A 15449-nucleotide genomic window follows, 5' to 3' on the forward strand; every position below is an offset into this window, starting at 1 on the left:
GTTCTGTTATATTTTTATCTAGTAAATAACAGCTCTCTGTATTTTGTTAAAGGCCAAATATTATCATCTACCATTGTTTCTAATTGATCGCAATGAAAACGAATTTCTTCGAAAAAAGGTTTTACTTTATTGCAATATTGTTGTGCAGATTTTAACCCATTTTGCTTATTTGCTTTCGATCTTTGTTCTTCCATTTTAATTACCAAAGCATTAATTTCTGTAATATGGTTAGAAATTACCATAATTAATTCTACTTGCTCTTTGGCTATCTTTTTAAACTCATCTCCAAAAATTTCTTTTAAATTCTTAGTATTCTCTAATAATGTATTCTGATAAATTATAGCTGTTGGCACAACATGGTTTCTTGCAACATCTGCCAAAACTCTGCTTTCTATTTGCATTCGTTTGGTGTACTCTTCTAATTTTATTTCGTAACGAGCCTCTACTTCTACTTTACTCATTACATCCATTTCTTCGTATAAGCTTACAACTTTATCCGAAGTAATAATTTTTAATGCCTCTGGTGTATTTTTATTATTACTTAATCCTCTTTTTACAGCTTCTTTTTCCCAAGCATCACCGTAACCGTCTCCATCAAATCTAATTTTTTTAGACTCTTTAATATATTCTCTTAAAACATTAAAGACTGCTTCGTCTTTTTTAAGACTTTTTGTTTCGATTAATTTATCTACTTCAATTTTAAATTCTTTTAATTGTTTTGCAACAATTGTATTTAAAACAGTCATTGGTCCTGCACAATTTGCAGAAGAACCTACTGCTCTAAACTCAAATTTATTTCCAGTAAAAGCAAAAGGAGAAGTTCTATTTCTATCAGTATTATCTAATAAAATCTCTGGAATTTTACCAATGATATTTAATTTTAAATCTGTTTTTTCTTGAGGTGATAATTTACCTTTAGTAACATTTTCTAATTCATCTAAAACTGCCGATAATTGATTTCCTATAAATACAGAAATTATTGGCGGTGGCGCTTCACTTGCTCCTAACCTAAAATCATTTCCTGCAGATACTACAGAAGCTCTTAACAGTTCTTCATATTCGTAAACCGCTTTAATTGTATTTACAAAAAATGTAAGAAATTGTAGGTTTTTCATCGGCGTTTTACCTGGACTTAGCAAATTTGTACCATTATCTAATGATAAAGACCAGTTGTTATGTTTACCAGAACCGTTAATTCCTGCAAATGGCTTTTCGTGAAAAAGAACTCTAAAATTATGTCGTTTTGCAACTTTCTGCATAACATCCATCAGTAAAGAATTATGATCTACTGCTAAATTTGCTTCTTCAAAAATTGGGGCGACTTCAAACTGATTTGGAGCAACTTCATTATGCCTTGTTTTTACAGGAATTCCTAAAAGCATGCACTCTTCTTCTAAATCTTGCATAAAGCTCATAACTCTCACCGGAATAATACCAAAATAATGATCGTCTAATTGTTGACCCTTTGCAGAAAAATGGCCTAATAATGTTCTACCTGTTAATTGAATATCTGGTCTAGACAATGCCAATGCATTATCAACTAAGAAAAATTCTTGCTCCCAACCTAAGGTTGCATTTACCTTGCTAATTGTTTTATCAAAATATTTACAAACAGCTGTAGCGTGCGTATCGATGGCTTGTAAAGCTCTTAAAAGTGGAGTTTTATTATCTAAAGCTTCACCTGTATAAGCAACAAAAATAGTAGGTATACATAATGTTCTTTCGTAAATAAAAGCAGGCGATGTAGGATCCCAAGCAGTATAACCTCTTGCTTCAAAAGTATTTCTTATACCGCCTGTAGGAAAACTAGAAGCATCTGGTTCTTGTTGCACCAATTGTTCTCCGTCAAACTTTTCCATTGCCAAACTACCATTTATAGACTCGAAAAAAGCGTCATGCTTTTCTGCAGTTGCACCGGTTAATGGCTGAAACCAATGTGTATAATGAGTAGCACCTTTAGACATGGCCCAATCTTTCATGCTAACTGCAACCTGATCTGCAATTTTTCTATCTATTCTTGTACCATGCTCAATAGCATTCATTACACTTTCATAAGCGGAACGTGTAAGATACTGTTGCATAGCATATTTATTAAACACATTCTGTCCGAAAAGAGTAGATCTTTTTTCACTTTGTTGTACTTTAATCGGTTTTCTTCTTAAAGTTTCCTGTAAAGCATTGAACCTAATAATTGACATATTGTTATTTTTTTAAGTCTTTTTTTTACTTTTAAATAAATGACCCCCATTAAAATTAGGGATTAAATTATTTTTTTACAAAATTAGACATTTTACCCCTATTTTTTTTGATATGTAGGTAAAATATTTCATTTTTGTAATGTTAACATCATACACAATTATTTATTATGGCAAAAATTAAATTAGAATACATTTGGTTAGATGGTTATTACCCTACTCAGAACATGAGAAGTAAAACCAAAGTTGAAGAACATGAAAACTTTCAAGGAACAGTTGAAGAATTAAGTAATTGGTCTTTTGATGGTTCATCTACAAAACAAGCTTCTGGAGGTGACTCTGATTGTTTATTAAAGCCTGTTGCAATCTATCCAGATCCAGCGAGAATAAACGGTTATTTAGTTATGACTGAAGTTTTAAATGCAGACGGAACACCACACGTTTCTAATGGTAGAGCTACAATTGATGATGATGATAACGATTTCTGGTTTGGTTTCGAACAAGAATACTTTATTATGGATACGAAAACTCAATTACCTTTAGGTTTCCCTATTGGTGGTTATCCAGCTCCACAAGGAATGTATTACTGTTCTGTAGGTGGAAAAAATACTCACGGAAGACTTTTAGTTGAAAAACATGCAGATCTTTGTATTGATGCAGGTTTAAATTTTGAAGGTATCAATCAAGAAGTTGCATCTGGTCAATGGGAGTTCCAATTATTTGCTAAAGGAGCAAAAAAAGCAGGTGATGAAATCTGGATTGCGCGTTACTTATTAGATAGATTAACTGAACAATATGGTTACTATATCGATTATCATCCAAAACCATTAGGAAAAGATATGGATTGGAATGGTTCTGGTATGCACGCAAATTTCTCTAACGAAGTTTTAAGAACTTGTGGTTCTGAAGAAATTTATGGTAAAATCTGTGAAGCATTTAGACCAGTTGTAAAAGAACATATTGCTGTTTACGGTGAGTTTAACGACCAACGTTTAACTGGTGATCATGAAACTGCATCTATTAACGATTTCTCTTGGGGAATTTCTGATAGAGGAGCATCAATTAGAATACCAATTATTACAGTAGAAAAAGGATGGAAAGGATGGTTAGAAGACAGAAGACCTGCTTCTAATGGAGATCCATACAAAATTGCTGGTAGAATTATAAAGACTGTAAAGTCTGCAAACATTAGCTAAGACTAATAATCAAAACTAAAAAAGCTCGCAAATTGCGAGCTTTTTTTATACCTAATTTTTAAAGAACTAAATAGATAAATAGTACATAAGCAATAAATAGAAATATACCTTTAAACCTACTTAAAACATACTTTTTAGGCAGAAACACTAAAGGAATTAAAACAGCGGCAAAACCTAGCATCCAAAAGATATCTCTTGACAAAATTTGATCTTCTGTAACATAGATGTTTTTTACTAAAGATGTTACACCTAGTACAGATGCTATATTAAATATATTAGAACCAATTAAATTCCCTAGAGATATTGCTTTTTCTCCTTTAACAGCCGCTATTACAGATGCAGCCAATTCTGGTACACTAGTTCCTATCGCAATCATTGTTATTGATATCACTCCTTCACTTACCCCCATGTTTTTAGCAATATCCTTGGCTCCGTCAACTAGAAATTCAGATCCATAATAAAGTGCAATAGCTCCAATTAACAACCAAATAAAAATTTTGCCGTAACCAATTGACTCCAAAGCTTCATCAACATCCTCTAAAGAAACATCTTCTTTACGTGCATTCCTTATTAAAACAAATAAGAAAATAGTTAAACCTATTAATAAAATAATTCCTTCTGCTGTAGTTAAAATATTGTCGTTTTTTAAGAAATAATAAAGAACCAAAGAAAACACCATCATAACCGGCCAATTCAATTTATAAAACCCTTTATCTACAGCTATTGGCCCAATAATCGCTGTAATACCTAAAACCAAACCAATATTTGCAATGTTAGAACCAATAACATTATTTATAGCAATTGCCGGAGAGCCATCTAAAGCAGCTTGTAAACTTACAAGTAACTCTGGTGCAGAAGTAGCAAAAGAAACTACCGTCATACCAATAACCATTTTAGATATATTTAGTTTAAATGACAAACCTATAGAAGATTTTACTAAAAACTCACCACCAACAACCAACATAACTAAACCAATAATTACATAAAAAATACTCATAAAATTTGTTTTTTGCGAAGATACATTATTATCACTTTAAGATAAAGGAAAAGATAGAAAGCGAAAAATACTACATATAAAATATCTGTTTTGCTTTATTTTGAAAAAACAATAAAATAAAACGCTTAATTTAATTACATATTAAAACATTATTACAGTTACTGATTAATAAAACAAACTTATATAAAGAATAATAAGTTACATATTATAACTAATTATTATTTTTTAATTACAAACTTAAAATCAATCTAATAAATAAGTATTAAAGTGTTTGGTAGCAAGCTTTCAATCTATATATATTGATAAGACAATTTCGAAATTACCTCAATTTATTAACTTTTAAAACTTATATTATGATACTTATTATTACAAAAACCGTTAAAGATATTGCAGACATTATTTTTTCTGTACTATTCTAATCTTCATATAAAACAACTCTTTAAAAAGAGTTGTTTATTTTCATTAAATTTGATATTGAAATTAACATCTAATGAAAAAACGAGTATTTAAATTTCTTGCAAAAATTAATAAACTTTTTCTACCTTCTTATACTAAAAGAGGTTTAGATCTCTCTAAAGCTACAAAACTGCAAATGGCTATCATTGGTTGGCGAGCTTTTGTAACACAGAACTCATTAGAATAAAAAAAACTATATATTATGAAAACAGAACATGTAACAATATTCTCTGGTTCTTTTATTATTGTAAAAGGACTACAAAACAGATTAGACAGCATCAACATAGGGTCAATAATTAAAGATAGAGTAGAATCTGCCAGATTAGGTGGCTTTGGAGAACATAGAACAGCTGTTGAACTACTTATCTTAAAATCTGATATTGAAAAAGCCCAAACTATTATAGATACGTATGCTAAAGAAATAAATTCGTAAAAAAACCGCATAAGATTTCTTAGTTTAAAAAAATGCATTTATATTTGCACCCGCAAAAAGGCCATGTGGCGCAACTGAATAGCGCACTTGATTACGGCTCAAGAGGTTCTAGGTTTGAATCCTAGCATGGTCACAAAAAAAGCTTCCATTTATATGGAAGCTTTTTTATTTAATTAAAAAATTAAATCCGTTTTAATAGTTATTATTCAAAAACAATTAACTAAATTTAAGTTTTTAATACTATTCTTAAAATTTATAACAATATATTATACCCCTTATCTTTACGCAATAAGCGTCCCACTTCTTTTGAAGTGGGTTTTTTTTACACAAAAAGACCTTAAACTTTCGTTTAAGGCCTTTTATCTAACCAAACTTAGTATTAAAACTAACTACTACTATCTTTAAATAATTTTTTTGAACCATAAGCTACACCTATAGCCAATAAGACACCTGTAAAACCATCTATTGGAAGACCTGGTGGCGGTGGCGGTGGAATTGGAGGTGGAACCATTTGACTGTAACCTAAAAAAGGAACCGTCAAAACCACTACAAATATTATTATAAATCTTAAATTCATTTCTTGCTTTCTATTATATAAGACACATACGAATATAAAAGTCACATGGTTTTTATAAAAAAATAAAAAAACTTGAGATTTACCTCAAGTTTAGCCTAAATATTGCCTCAATGCAATTCTATGTTCTGGTTTACTTTTATCGTAATTTTGAACTACTAATTCTAAAATTTCTGGCGCTTTTTGCCCTACTTCTTTTTTATTTGAAAATTTAGAAACATATAAATTATATATTGAATCTTCTTTCTCGAAAATTAAAAAATGAGTTTCATTTAAATCTGTAAAACAAATTTCATTCCCAGAAAAAGAACCTGACTCATCTTTAAAAAAGTCAGAAAATTCGAAATACTTAAAAACGTTTTCCATACACCTTATATTAATTCTGCTGATAAACCCAATTGTAATAATTTAGAGCATCTTGGCTCTAAATCTTTAAATTCACCAGATTTTACAGTACACTTACCTTTATAATGCACTAAAGTTGCACATTGTTCTGCTTGCTCTACTGTATGATCACAAACACTTACTAAAGAATCTATTACATGATCAAAAGTGTTCACATCATCATTATGCAAAACTATTTCGTGCTGAAAAACTTCCTGCTCTAATACGTCTACCTCTTCTTGATTTTTTTCTTTTGTGCTCATATTATAAATATATTAAAAATTTATTTATTGTACTTTAACGCCACCCAATCGTTTCTCTTAATAAAAGTCTCTAGCTTTAAATTGTATTTAGAAACTTCTGCATCTATAACAGGAATATCATCTTCATAGAACCCGCTTAATAACAAAACGCCGTTTTCATTTAAACATTCTGTATAGATTTTCATATCCATTAATAAGATATTTCTATTAATGTTCGCAATAATTACATCGAATTTTTTATTAATTAATAATGATGAATCTCCCTCAAAAACAGCAATATTCTTACAATTATTTCTAGCTACGTTTTCTAATGAATTTTCGTAGCACCAATTATCTATATCTATAGCTTCTAATTTAGAAGCTCCTTTCATTTCTGCAAAAATTGCTAAAATACCTGTACCGCATCCCATATCTAGAACAGATTTACCTTCTAAATCTAAATTTATTAAATGTTGTACCATCATATGTGTAGTTTCATGATGACCTGTACCAAAACTCATTTTTGGCTCTATAACAATATCATATTTTAAATTAGGGTTTTCATGAAAAGGTGCACGAATACTAACTAAATCATCTACTTTGATTGGTGTAAAGTTTTTTTCCCATTCTGCATTCCAGTTGGTTTGTTCTACTTCATTTTTTGAATATTCTATAGAAAACTCATCAGAATTTAAGACAAAAATAGATTCTAGAATTTCTAAATTCCATTCGCTTTTCTGAATATAAGCTGTTACTCCGTTTTCATTTTCTACAAAACTTTCAAAACCAACGTTTCCTAACTCTGCTATTAAAATCTCTGTTGCTGGTTCTTTTGGTGAAACAGTAAAATTATACTCTATATATATGTTATCCATAATTATTATATCAAAAAAAATGCATCGAGAAAATATCTCGATGCAAATTTATTGGTTTTCTTTTAAAGTTACCTAATTAGATAGCATTAATAATTCCTGTAAAATCTTCTACTTTTAAAGCTGCTCCTCCTATTAATCCTCCGTCTACATCTGGTTTAGAGAAAATTTCTTCAGCATTTGCAGGTTTCACACTTCCGCCATATAAAATAGAAACACTATCTGCTACTTCTTTAGTATACTTTTTCTCTATAATACTTCTAATAAAAGCGTGCATTTCTTGTGCTTGTTCTGGACTTGCAGTTTCACCTGTACCTATTGCCCAAACTGGTTCGTAAGCTAAAATTATGCTACCCCAATCTTTTGCTTCTAAATGAAATAAAGCGTTAGAAAGCTGGCTTTCTACTACTTTAAAATGATTATCTGACTTTCTATCTTCTAACAATTCGCCGAAGCAAAAAATTGTTTCCATACCGTTTTCTAAAACCGCATCTACTTTTTCTGCCAATGCAGCATCAGTTTCATTAAAATAAGTTCTTCTTTCAGAATGACCTAAAATTACAGTTTCTACTCCGATAGCTTTTAACATATCTGCAGAAACCTCACCTGTAAAGGCACCATTTTTAGCCTGATGCATATTTTGAGCAACTACTTCTATCACAGATTTTTTTGCCGCTTTAACAGAAGATGATAAGTTTACAAAAGTAGGCGCTACTATTACACGTGTATTTTCTAACGGTAAATTTTTAATCGCTTTTTTTAATGATTTTATTAAACTTTTACTTTCTTCTTTATTGTTATTCAACTTCCAATTTCCTGCAACAATCTTTGTTCTCATAATTATTATTTTAAAAGCCTTAACAGCTATATTTTTAATTTTAATTTCTGATGTAAATTTAAGAAATGGAACTTAAATTATTAGTTACAATCGAAATTAGTTACTAAAACGATTTATATAGCTTTATTTAGAGCATCTACAATAGCTCTATCTGAAGCCCTTGTTGCATTAAACAGTAAGATTCCTCCTTTTTCATCAACAACTAAATACCTAGGAATCCAACTAAGGTCTATAAAATCCACAAAGTCGCCGTTGTTCATTCCTTTAGGTAAATTATAATGTTCTCCATTAATTTGAAATCTTTTAATTCCATTTTTCCATGCCGTTTGACTTTTATCCACAGATAAAAACAAAAAAACTACATCTGGATATTCTTTTTGAAGATTCTTAACACTTGGCAAACCCTTTAAACAATCTGAACACCAAGAGGCCCAAACATCTATTACAATTTTCTTACCTTTATATTGATTTAAAACACTTTTAAATGTTTTTTGAGATCCATTTAAATCAAAAACAACTTCTTCTAAAGCTAAATTTGAAAATTCGGTTGGCTTTTCTAAATTACAACTAGAAATGATTACTACTAAAATTAATAAGATTTTTTTCATTAGAGATACATAATAATTTATTTTATGGTCTTCTTTACTTATTAAATCTTACAAATTAAAGTGAAATTAAGTATTTTTGTGCAACTTTATTAAAATTATGACAACACAAGAATTAGTAGCTCAAATTAGAAAGAAAAAATCGTTTTTATGTATCGGATTAGATGTAGATCTAAACAAAATTCCGGAACATTTGCTTAAAGAAGAAGATCCTATTTTCGAATTTAATAAAGCAATAATTGACGCTACACACCATTTATGTGTTGCCTATAAACCAAATACCGCTTTTTATGAAGCTTATGGTTTAAAAGGATGGAAATCTTTAGAAAAAACAATTAGCTACTTAAATAAAAAGTATCCAGAAATTTATACAATTGCAGATGCAAAACGTGGTGATATTGGAAACACCTCTACAATGTACGCAAAAGCTTTTTTTGAAGATTTAGCATTTGACTCTGTAACTGTTGCGCCATATATGGGTAAAGATTCCGTAGAACCTTTTTTAGCTTTTGAAAACAAACACACCATTATGTTGGCATTAACTTCTAATGAAGGTGCTTTTGATTTTCAAACAAAAAAAATTGATGATTTAGAAGTCTATAAACACGTATTAGAAACTTCTAAAAACTGGCAAAACTCTCAAAATCTAATGTATGTTGTTGGAGCAACAAAAGCCGAATATTTTAAAGAAATTAGAAAAATAGTACCAAATTCTTTTTTACTTGTGCCAGGTGTTGGTGCACAAGGCGGTAATTTAGAGGATGTGTGTAAGTATGGTTTATCAGAAAACATCGGACTTTTAATAAATTCTTCTAGAGGAATTATATATGCTTCTAAAGATGTAAACTTTGCCAATGAAGCTGCTAAAAAAGCCGAAGAACTTCAGGTTAAAATGGCTACTTTAATATAAGTATTGAAAGACGATTTAAGAATCATATCATTAGTACCTAGCATAACCGAACTGCTCGTCGATTTAGGTTTAGAAGCTCAAATTGTTGGTATTACAAAGTTTTGTGTACATCCTAAAAATCTTTTAAAAGAAAAAACAGTTGTTGGTGGCACAAAAAATATCAAGATAGATAAAATTGAAGCTCTAAACCCAACAATTATTCTTTGCAATAAAGAAGAAAATACAAAAGAAATCGTAACAAAATGCAGCAAAATCACTAAAACTTATGTTTCTGATTTGTTTACTATTAAAGACGTACTTAATTTAATTGATTATTACGGAAAAATTCTTTTTTGTGAAGATAAAGCTTCTGAAATAATATCAGAAATTGAATTAAAATTGAACGATTTCAATCAATTTATTAAAAATAAACCTACCTTAAATGTTGTTTATTTTATATGGAAAAACCCATGGATGATTGCTGCTAATAACACATTCATTAATCACTTATTAGAAATAAATAATTTTAATAATATTTATAAAAATTTAAGTCGATATCCAGAGATAAACATTGATGATTTAAAAACCCGAAACATAGATTGTATCTTTTTATCATCAGAACCTTTTCCTTTTAAAGAAAAAAATAAAAATGATTTTATTTCTAACTCGAAAGTATATTTGGTTGATGGCGAATATTTTTCTTGGTACGGAACCAGACTTATAAAAGCGTTTGATTATTTTAAAAAATTAAGAAACGATATAGAATCATTTAATGCTTTAAATAATTAGTTTTGTAAACTAAAATTTAGCACAAAAAAACCACCTTTTTAAAGGTGGCTTTTTACATATATAAATCAGATTTAATTTTGATCTGCTTCAGTTAAATTTGGATTTGCATCAATTTCTCTTTGAGGAATTTTCCAGATCCAAGCATCATTTAAAGAAGGTTTGTCTTGTTTAAATCCGGCTTGATACAATACTTCTGCAGCTCCAGAATTTGTTAAATCAATACCTTCATCCCAACGAATATGATCTAACCAACTAAACCCTTCTCCATATAACTCTACCCTTCTTTGAAGTTTAATTTGATTCATTAGTTTTTCTTTTGTATCGAAAACAGTTACATCAAAAGCACTATCTCTTTCTTCAGCTAAAGGTTTTAAAGCTGTTTGAGCGCCAGTTACATCGTTCATCATAGCTTCTGCTTCTGCTTCAATTAAATACATTTCAGAAGAACGCATATAAATTACATCATCTGGATCTATAGTTCCTGGATTTTTTTGTCTAAATTTCACATGCATGTATGGGTGAGTATTATGTCTTGTTGTAACACCCCATTTACTTACAATTTCTGCTTTAGCTGCATCAAACTCCTCTTCAGTATCGTAGTTAGGATCTGTTAAAAAGCTTCCTCCTTCACCATTTGCAGCTGCACCATTTGTATTAGGAGCCATTGGTAAAAATAAATCTGCCCTGTAATCTGTATCCGGAATCGCATCGTAAACTTCTTTACTTATTGTTTTAGGGTTACCTCTGTTTTGACTTCCTTGAAAGGTAGGAGAAATATAATAGAAATAAGAACGGAAAAATGTAGTTTCAGATTGAATTACATTACCTCCCCAAATTACTTCTGATAAATCTACTGTGTTAAACCCAGACTTCCAATCTGCTTCGTTAATTAAAGGATAACCTTCACGAGCTTTCTTTGCCGCATCAGAAGCAGCTTGCCAATCACCTTCAGATAAAGCAACTCTAGCTTTGATACCATATGCTGCATTTATATTTAATTGAGATTTATCTACTCTTGCAGATGCATTTTCAAAAAATTCAATAGATTTTCCTAAATCTAAATTTATCTGATCATAAATGGCCTGAACAGAAGATCTTGGTTCACTTGTATAAGGCGCTTCTGTTTTAAATAACAAAGGCACACCAGGGTCTGTAGAAGGATTACCAATTAAATATCCTTTAGCATAAGTTGTAACTAAAGAATGATAAGCCCAAGCTCTATATGCATAAGCTTGCCCTAATATATTACTCATATTAGCATCGATGGTTAAACCATCTTCTTCTACTTTATTAATTATTGCGTTACAACTAGCTATAAAATGATAACGTTGATACCATAATTGGCTTACTGATTCAGAAGTTTCTAAAGTATGAACATTCCATTGTAATTCTGCTCTCATCCATCCATTAGCCCTAGCCGTATGAATTAAATCTCCAGTTAAAACATCAAACATCGGAATCCAATATTGCATACCAGCTCTACTATTAGATCCACCAGGAATTATACCTGCTTGAGCATACATTAATCTATGTAGCCCATTTAAAACCAATGCCATATTTTCTGGCGTAGACAATGCATCTCCTGCAGAAATTGCATCTGTTGGTTTAGTTTCTAAAAAATCTTCGTTACATGATGTTAAAGTGATCGTTAAAACCACTAGCAACAATGCGCTTATTTTTTTTAACATAATTATTCTTTATTTTTTATTATTTATTAAAATGACACATTTAAACCAAAAGTTATAGTCTTAGATGGATTAAAATCATTTCCAGAAGGAGTTCCTCCTAAATTATACTGTGGATTTAAACCTGTTCTAGCACTTTGTAAAAATAAATTTTCACCAGAAACATAAACCCTTAAACTATTTACACCAAATTTCTCTGTAATATCATTATTAAAAGCGTAACCAAAGTTTGCATTTTTTAAAGCTAAAAAAGAAGCACTAGTTAAAAATCTAGTTGATTGTGCCTGAACTTGATCTGTATTTCCAACTTCTAATCTTGGTACACTTGTAATATCACCTGGCTGTTTCCATGCGTTTAAAGCATCTGGGTGATATGAATCTCCGTATGATCCTGAGTGCATCATATCTGAATATCCGTAATCTAAAAACTTACCTCCAATACCATAAGTAAATAATAAATCTAAAGAGAAACCTTTATAAGAAAAAGAATTAGATATAGAACCTAATACATCTGGAATAGTAGTCTCATCTGCATATGCTCTACCTGCATCTTGCCAACTATTGGTAGTATCGTGATTACCGTCTGCATCTAAAACAGGAACTCTATCTCCATTTTCTCCGTCTTCAAACATATAATATAATGCATCTCCGTTAGCAGGATCTACACCAGCTGAGTGAAAAATATAAAAATCATACCTAGACCTTCCTTCTTCCCATCTTTTTGATCCAGTAACAAAAGGATCTGGTAAAGACGTAATTTCATTTTTAAATGTAGAAGCTTGTACACTTAAATCCCACTTAAAATCATTCTTGTTAATTAAATGCCCTGTTAATCCTAATTCATAACCAGAATTATACATGTCTGCAATATTAAAAGGAGCAGAATTTATACCATTAGATAAAGGTATTGGTAAGTTGTATAATAAATCTGTAGAATTCTTTTTATAGTATTCTATAGAACCTTCTAAGAAATTATTAAATAAACCGAATTCTAAAGCAACATCCCAACTACCTACAGTTTCCCATGTTAATTCATTATTTCCTGGATCAGTAAAAACTAGACCAGGTGCACCTGCATTAGATGTAATACTGTATAAAGCTTGAGAAATAAAGAACCCTAAGTTATCGTTACCTACTTGACCATAAGATGCTCTTAATTTTAAACGATCTATAAATGAAACGTTTTCCATAAATTTTTCTTGGTCAATTCTCCAAGAAGCTCCTAAAGAATAAAAGTTACCCCATCTAGCGTCTCTACTAAAAGAAGACGAACCGTCTCTTCTAGCCGAAGCTGTTAAGTAATATTTATTATCAAAATTATAGTTTAATCTAGCAAAATAACCTTCTACTCTTTTTAAAGTACTAGAACCATTTAAACTAACTGGCACAGAAAAATTGTCGAATTCAAATATACCACTTGCAGTTTCTGTAGTTGCTAAAGCATTATTATTAGAAAATGCTCTATCATAGCTTTCGTGACCTGCAGTAATATCAAAATTATGCACATCATTAAAAGATTTTTTAAAGCTTAAAACTTGAGAAAAGTTTTGCACATCTCTTCTAAATCTAGTTTCACCATATCTAGCCGTAGGTTGTCCGTCTCCAACAATTGGATTTTCATAACTTTTATTAATTCCTTCATTAATATCTCTACCATAATTAAATTTTAAATTTAGCCCTTCTGCTAATTTAAAATCTGCATAATATCTAAAACCATAAGTATTATTTCTATTTAACTCATCGTTTAAAATAGCTTCTGCTATAGCATGACGACCAGCATTGTATGGTCTTTAACCTTGATTTAAAGAAAAATCTCCTTCTCCAAGATCATACTGAGGATTACCAGCAGCATCTAATATTAAGTTACCATTTGCGTCATTTAAGTAAACTGGATAAATTGAAGCTATGTTTTTAGCAAAAGCAAATGGATTTGCGATACTAGTTCCTCTAGACGGTGGTCCTTTAGATTCTGATATCGAAACGTTTGCACTACCTCCAATAGACAACCATTTGTTAACATCAAAATCTGCATTAAGACGAGTAGTAATTCTATCGAATTTAGATGTTATTATATAACCTTCTTCTTCTAAATAAGATGTAGAGAAAAATACTTTGTGATTCTCACCACCAGTAGCCACATTTACAGAATGATTAACTCTTGTACCAACCTGATCTAATTCGTCATACCAGTTTAAACTTTTATAAATTAAATTAGCGTTTGGATTTAATTTACCATCTACACCAACTATTTGATCATTAGCAACATTAAAAGGATTATAACCTAGACGATTATAAATTTCTGCTGAAGCTCTCGATTCTCTATCCGCTCCTGTTAATGAGTTCTTGTAAGCTTCCCACATTAACTCGTAATATTGACCAGGATTGGCATAATCATATTCTGGTATACCTCTAGTTACTAAACCATACTGTGTAGAAAAGTTTACTTGTGTTTTACCTTTAGTACCACTTTTAGTAGTAATTAAAACTACACCATTTGCAGCACGAGCCCCATAAAGAGCTGTTGAAGCTGCATCTTTAAGAATAGTCATAGATTCGATATCTTCTTGATTTATTGTATTTAACGAACCTTCAAATTGAATACCGTCTACAATATATAAAGGTGTAGCTGAACCATTTAACGTACCAACTCCTCTAATAACGATTCCTGGGGAAGAACCCGGTTGACCAGAAGAAGATACTATTTGAACACCAGTAGCCTTACCTTCTATAGCTGCAATAGGTGATGTAACATTTCTTAATGCTAAATCTTTAGCACCAACTACGTCTGCAGAACCAGTAAATGCAGCTTTTGTTGTTGTACCATAAGCCACAACAACAACTTCATCTAAAACACTACTATCTTCTTTTAAGCTTACGTTAATAACATTAGAGTTACCTATTATTTTTTCAATAGTTTTATAACCTAAATAACGAAATACTAAAACATCTCCCTTGCTTGCATTTATCTTGTAAACACCATCAAAATTTGTTTCTGTACCATTGGTAGTTCCTTTTACCAAGACACTAACACCTGGCAAAATACCAGAGGGGTCAGTTACTGTTCCAGATACTGAAACTTGCTGCGCATTTGCCACAATTGCTCCCATAAAGAGAAATAGCAACAAAACATTCTTTTTAATTTTTTTCATAAAATATTTGAGTTGAATTATTATTATAAAACGAATCTAAATATTATGTTAAGAATGAAGGTTGCAAAAGAAAAAATTAACACAGGCGTGGTAGATACTTTAACAATTCCTTAACTAATCGGGATTGTAAGTTGAATTTTTTAAG

Annotated in this window: 16 protein-coding genes and 1 tRNA gene; 6 read left to right on the forward strand and 11 right to left on the reverse strand. The window is 30.5% G+C overall.

The window, feature by feature from the left end; translation table 11 throughout:
• Positions 1–14 precede the first annotated feature (14 nt).
• The gene (locus WG950_RS06395) at positions 15–2198 is read right to left on the reverse strand and encodes a glutamine synthetase III (protein WP_079738213.1); all 2184 of its coding nucleotides are present in this window, start codon (positions 2196–2198) and stop codon (positions 15–17) included.
• Positions 2199–2365: 167 nt separating this feature from the next.
• Here WG950_RS06395 and WG950_RS06400 point away from each other — a divergent pair, with 167 nt between their 5' ends.
• Positions 2366–3391 carry a glutamine synthetase beta-grasp domain-containing protein gene (locus tag WG950_RS06400; protein ID WP_079738212.1) on the forward strand — a complete coding sequence of 342 codons (1026 nt, stop codon included), beginning with the start codon at positions 2366–2368 and terminating at the stop codon, positions 3389–3391.
• Between the two features lie 58 nt (positions 3392–3449).
• On the opposite strand, the gene WG950_RS06405 is transcribed toward WG950_RS06400, so the two are convergent.
• On the reverse strand, positions 3450–4388 hold the full coding sequence (locus WG950_RS06405) for a calcium/sodium antiporter (protein ID WP_340934976.1): 939 nt from the start codon (positions 4386–4388) through the stop codon (positions 3450–3452).
• 490 nt (positions 4389–4878) lie between these two features.
• Between WG950_RS06405 and WG950_RS06410 the strand changes: the two genes are divergently transcribed.
• From WG950_RS06410 to WG950_RS06420, 3 genes are all read left to right on the forward strand, one after another.
• A complete protein-coding gene (locus tag WG950_RS06410; RefSeq protein ID WP_079738210.1) occupies positions 4879–5031 on the forward strand; it encodes an SsrA-binding protein in 153 nt (50 codons plus the stop codon).
• Positions 5032–5046: 15 nt separating this feature from the next.
• Positions 5047–5277, forward strand: coding sequence for a DUF2007 domain-containing protein (locus tag WG950_RS06415; RefSeq protein WP_077811195.1), 231 nt, complete (start codon positions 5047–5049; stop codon positions 5275–5277).
• A 59-nt stretch (positions 5278–5336) separates the two neighbouring features.
• Positions 5337–5410 (forward strand) — tRNA-Arg (locus WG950_RS06420).
• Positions 5411–5662: 252 nt separating this feature from the next.
• Here the strand turns inward: WG950_RS06420 and WG950_RS06425 are convergent.
• The 6 genes from WG950_RS06425 to WG950_RS06450 all read right to left on the reverse strand — a co-directional run bounded on the left by WG950_RS06425 (position 5663) and on the right by WG950_RS06450 (position 8795).
• The gene (locus tag WG950_RS06425) at positions 5663–5899 is read right to left on the reverse strand and encodes a PID-CTERM protein-sorting domain-containing protein (RefSeq protein ID WP_340934979.1); all 237 of its coding nucleotides are present in this window, start codon (positions 5897–5899) and stop codon (positions 5663–5665) included.
• A gap of 45 nt (positions 5900–5944) precedes the next feature.
• The gene (locus WG950_RS06430; protein WP_077811193.1) at positions 5945–6217 is read right to left on the reverse strand and encodes a hypothetical protein; all 273 of its coding nucleotides are present in this window, start codon (positions 6215–6217) and stop codon (positions 5945–5947) included.
• 5 nt (positions 6218–6222) lie between these two features.
• Positions 6223–6498 carry an ATP-dependent Clp protease adaptor ClpS gene (locus tag WG950_RS06435; protein ID WP_077811192.1) on the reverse strand — a complete coding sequence of 92 codons (276 nt, stop codon included), beginning with the start codon at positions 6496–6498 and terminating at the stop codon, positions 6223–6225.
• A 20-nt stretch (positions 6499–6518) separates the two neighbouring features.
• The gene (gene prmA, locus WG950_RS06440) at positions 6519–7352 is read right to left on the reverse strand and encodes a 50S ribosomal protein L11 methyltransferase (protein ID WP_340934982.1); all 834 of its coding nucleotides are present in this window, start codon (positions 7350–7352) and stop codon (positions 6519–6521) included.
• A 76-nt stretch (positions 7353–7428) separates the two neighbouring features.
• A complete protein-coding gene (gene tpiA, locus WG950_RS06445; RefSeq protein ID WP_340934984.1) occupies positions 7429–8187 on the reverse strand; it encodes a triose-phosphate isomerase in 759 nt (252 codons plus the stop codon).
• Positions 8188–8300: 113 nt separating this feature from the next.
• The gene (locus tag WG950_RS06450; protein ID WP_340934986.1) at positions 8301–8795 is read right to left on the reverse strand and encodes a TlpA disulfide reductase family protein; all 495 of its coding nucleotides are present in this window, start codon (positions 8793–8795) and stop codon (positions 8301–8303) included.
• 97 nt (positions 8796–8892) lie between these two features.
• Between WG950_RS06450 and pyrF the strand changes: the two genes are divergently transcribed.
• Positions 8893–9702 (forward strand): orotidine-5'-phosphate decarboxylase, encoded by an 810-nt coding sequence (gene pyrF, locus WG950_RS06455; RefSeq protein ID WP_340934988.1) that lies wholly within the window; start codon positions 8893–8895, stop codon positions 9700–9702.
• A 3-nt stretch (positions 9703–9705) separates the two neighbouring features.
• The gene (locus WG950_RS06460; protein WP_340934990.1) at positions 9706–10470 is read left to right on the forward strand and encodes a helical backbone metal receptor; all 765 of its coding nucleotides are present in this window, start codon (positions 9706–9708) and stop codon (positions 10468–10470) included.
• Positions 10471–10541: 71 nt separating this feature from the next.
• Here the strand turns inward: WG950_RS06460 and WG950_RS06465 are convergent, their stop codons facing one another.
• The 3 genes from WG950_RS06465 to WG950_RS14135 form a co-directional block, all read right to left on the reverse strand.
• Positions 10542–12158 (reverse strand): RagB/SusD family nutrient uptake outer membrane protein, encoded by a 1617-nt coding sequence (locus tag WG950_RS06465; protein ID WP_340934992.1) that lies wholly within the window; start codon positions 12156–12158, stop codon positions 10542–10544.
• A 26-nt stretch (positions 12159–12184) separates the two neighbouring features.
• A complete protein-coding gene (locus WG950_RS14130; RefSeq protein ID WP_377500657.1) occupies positions 12185–13708 on the reverse strand; it encodes a hypothetical protein in 1524 nt (507 codons plus the stop codon).
• A gap of 237 nt (positions 13709–13945) precedes the next feature.
• The gene (locus tag WG950_RS14135) at positions 13946–15304 is read right to left on the reverse strand and encodes a SusC/RagA family TonB-linked outer membrane protein (RefSeq protein ID WP_377500654.1); all 1359 of its coding nucleotides are present in this window, start codon (positions 15302–15304) and stop codon (positions 13946–13948) included.
• Positions 15305–15449: the final 145 nt, after the last annotated feature.

This window comes from Polaribacter marinaquae (assembly GCF_038019025.1).
In the GTDB taxonomy this organism is placed as follows: Bacteria; Bacteroidota; Bacteroidia; order Flavobacteriales; family Flavobacteriaceae; genus Polaribacter; species Polaribacter marinaquae.